This is a genomic window from Candidatus Saccharimonadia bacterium (assembly GCA_035544015.1).
Taxonomy (GTDB): Bacteria; Patescibacteriota; Saccharimonadia; order UBA4664; family UBA4664; genus UBA5169.
In genome coordinates this window covers 1-2,275 of the sequence record DATKIP010000101.1, presented here as the reverse complement: position 1 = coordinate 2,275, position 2,275 = coordinate 1, and the positions used below count along the sequence as shown (strand labels likewise).

Sequence of the window (2,275 nt, the reverse complement as noted above, 5' to 3'; positions counted from 1 at the left end):
AGCTCGTTCGTCACTGCGATGGCGACCGCCCTGTCGGGATTGGAGTAGCTCACGCGGATGACGTTCGATCCCGACTGGACGCTGGACGAGAGATTGCGGCGGAACCGCTCGATCGCATCGTCCATAGGGTTGTCGCCAAGGGAGAACAGACCCCTGAGCCGTTCGATGAAGCTCGTATCAGGAAATATGCGCTCGAGCCCGACGGTTGTAATGGTGGTGCGAATCGTCTCGGCGCTCTCGATGATCTGGATCTCCGACTCGACGGATTTCAGTCCCTCGATAGACAACACGGCCGGACCGCTGTCGGTCACGTTCTGAATTCCGGAAAATTCTCGGTTTACCAGGACCATCAACAGGCCGCTCGCCGTGTAATTCGTCTTGGTCTCAAGTACGGCAATTGCGCCAACAACCAACGGCAGAAGCGCAAAAAAAATGATGATGCGGCGATGAAAGAAGCCGGAGATCAGAACGTCACGCAACGTAAAGGGTTGACCCTGGCTCCAGGGTTCGCGAGCCACCCCGCCAATCGCCACCCCGCCTTGAGACGATGATGCCAAGTCCCGTGTGAACTGGCCCCCGTTTCGACCGGACACTCGGCATAACCTGGAGGGCTTGAGGCTATCCTCAAGCACAGGCTTATGTCTGACGACTACCAACGTATCGAACTGATCACCGGCGCGGTTCGCCGGCGGCATTGGACGACCGAGCAGAAGCTGCAGATCATCGAGGAGAGCTTCCAACCCGGTGAGACCGTGTCATCGGTTGCGCGACGGCGCGGCGTTGCTCCCAACCTGCTGTATCGTTGGCGCCGGTTGATGACCGAGGGCGGAGCTGCAGCGGTGGGATCGGATGAACCAGTTGTCGGGAGCTCGGAGGTCCGCCGGCTTGAAGAGCGCGTCCGTGAGCTTGAGCGGATGCTCGGCCGCAAAACGATGGAAGTCGAGATCTTCCGGGAGGCTCTGGCGAAGTCGGAGTCAAAAAAACCGAGCTTGCGGCTCTTGTCGCAGCCGAAGGACGCTTCCCGATGAAGGCGGTCGCCGATGCCCTCGAGGTCGCTCGTTCGCATCTTCATGAGAAAGTCCGTCGGCTAGCGAAGCCGCGTGGCTCGTATCGCAAGCCGGACGACGGGGACCTCCTGCCGCTGATCCGCCGCCTGGTCGACGAGCGGCCGACCTACGGCTATCGCCGCATCACCGCGTTGGCCAATAGGGAGCTGGTCAAAACCGGGAAGCCGATGGCCAACCATAAGCGGATCTTCCGTATTATGCGGCAGAACGGCATGCTCCTCGCCCGGCACACCGGTCGAAGGAAGGGTCGGCTCCACGACGGCAAAGTCGTTGTCATGCGCTCGAACCTGCGATGGTGCTCAGACGGATTCGAGATCTCCTGCTGGAACGGTGACCTGGTACGCCTGGCCTTCATCATCGATGCTCACGACCGCGAGATCATTGCTTGGCATGCGGTCGCCAACGCCGGCATCAGCGGCAGCATGGTTCGCGACATGATGCTGGAGGCAGTTGAGAGCCGGTTCGCCGCCATCCAGGCTCCGCACGCGCTCGAATGGCTTACCGACAATGGCAGCGTCTACACGGCACACGAGACCCGGGCCTTCGCGACCGCACTCAATCTCGTCCCTTGCTTCACTCCCATTCAAAGCCCGGAATCGAATGGCATCTCCGAAAGCTTCGTCAAAACCTTCAAGCGAGACTATGTTCGCGTGAACCCTCTTCCGGATGCGATCACCGCACTCCGGCAGATCGCCGGATGGTTCTTGGACTACAACGAAAACCATCCCCATTCTGGGCTCAAAATGCGCTCCCCAAGGGAGTTCATGCGAGCTCAATCACAATAGCCCTGTGTCCGGTTAAACGGGGGCAACTCCAGGGGCATCCTGTTCGTGCTGCTGGTCGGCCGGGATACGGTGATCAGCGTCGGCCGGGATGTGGCGATCCCCGTCATGGGCGGTGCGTTTGGGGTCGCGTTGGTGGTCGGCACGCTTGGGCTGTTCATCGGCTACATCCGTCGCAAGCGTAGGGAGGGTCAGCCGTGGCTGTTTCACTTCATTCTATGGCCCGCCTACATTGGAGTTCTTACGGTTCTTGGCCTTGCTGCCCTCCATTCTTCCGACAATGCCTGCGGCGGCCCTCATGAGTGCGTTGGGCAAATTCCGCTTTATTGGCTCCCGGCCTCGCTTGTGCTCCTTAGCGCGTTACTGTGGTGGGTTGAGGATTTCATTATCGAACGGCGGAAATCCCGCCTTCCGGCTGCATCCACA

At 60.0% G+C, this 2,275-nt stretch carries 3 protein-coding genes; 2 read left to right on the top strand and 1 reads right to left on the bottom strand.

Translation table 11 applies throughout. The annotated features are described in order from the left end of the window. On the bottom strand, nt 1-533 hold a 533-nt coding region (locus tag VMT30_08885; protein ID HVQ45043.1), incomplete at its 3' end, for a lipopolysaccharide biosynthesis protein. Nucleotides 534-638: 105 nt separating this feature from the next. Between VMT30_08885 and VMT30_08880 the strand changes: the two genes are divergently transcribed. Together VMT30_08880 and VMT30_08875 are read left to right on the top strand one after the other, a co-directional pair. Next, a protein-coding gene (locus VMT30_08880; GenBank protein ID HVQ45042.1) for an IS3 family transposase occupies nt 639-1,852 on the top strand; the annotation gives its coding sequence in 2 pieces (ribosomal slippage) (nt 639-975 and nt 975-1,852; 1,215 coding nt in all). 45 nt (nt 1,853-1,897) lie between these two features. Next, nucleotides 1,898-2,275 (top strand): hypothetical protein (locus VMT30_08875; protein HVQ45041.1); only part of this gene is annotated, 378 nt, incomplete at its 3' end.